The 561-nt window shown below is 79.0% G+C and carries 1 protein-coding gene and 1 pseudogene; one reads left to right on the forward strand and one right to left on the reverse strand.

The features are described 5' to 3' along the window. A pseudogene (locus HW577_RS26245) lies at positions 1 to 276 on the reverse strand (hypothetical protein); the annotation flags it as partial. On the opposite strand from HW577_RS26245, the gene HW577_RS26250 reads away from it, so the two are divergent. After that, positions 260 to 460 (forward strand): hypothetical protein, encoded by a 201-nt coding sequence (locus tag HW577_RS26250; RefSeq protein ID WP_198378993.1) that lies wholly within the window; start codon positions 260 to 262, stop codon positions 458 to 460. The pseudogene HW577_RS26245 and the gene HW577_RS26250 overlap by 17 nt on opposite strands. Positions 461 to 561: the final 101 nt, after the last annotated feature.

The following is a 561-nucleotide window of genomic DNA, read 5'->3' on the forward strand; positions in this document are numbered from 1 at the left end:
GGCCGAGCCGCCGGCCGAGAGGATGTCGCGCGCGACGATCGCCGCGCGCGGCTCCTCGGCCGCGGCGCCGCCCACGAAGCCGGTCACGTGCCCGGGCGTGCCGAGCGGCGCCTGCGGGCGGCCGCCGAGACTCGGCACCATCGAGCCGACGGTGGAACAACCGGGCAACGCCAGGCCGAGGCCGAGGAGCAGGGCGGCGGCGCGCCGCCTGGGACGGAGCCCCCGGGTCGCGCGCATGGGCACGCCGTTCGCCCCGGTGATGGTGCTGGTGCTCATGCGCCTGGCCCTGGCCTCCCCTGGCGTGCCGCCCTTGCGGCGGCGCGCGGTCATCCTGCGCGATTCGGCGGCGGCGGCCCTGGTCCCGGCCGCTTCCCGCGCCGCGCTGCGCAGGCTTCCGGCCATAGACGCCTTCGGGACGACCGGCAACCGCATGTTGCCCGCCCCGCCGCTCGGCTGTTGAGCGGCGGCGCCCATGCGCGCAGACTGACGGCCCGCGGATGCGCGCGGCCGGTCGAATGCCGCGCGGCGCGAATGCCCGCGGTACGGGCCGCGTAGCGGGCG

Source organism: Neoroseomonas rubea, assembly GCF_016106015.1.
Classification (GTDB): Bacteria; Pseudomonadota; Alphaproteobacteria; order Acetobacterales; family Acetobacteraceae; genus Neoroseomonas; species Neoroseomonas rubea.

Bases quoted from the DNA above. Each gene is read 5' to 3' on its own strand.
- HW577_RS26250 (WP_198378993.1), top strand. From the start codon at position 260: ATGGTGCTGGTGCTCATGCGCCTGGCCCTGGCCTCCCCTGGCGTGCCG.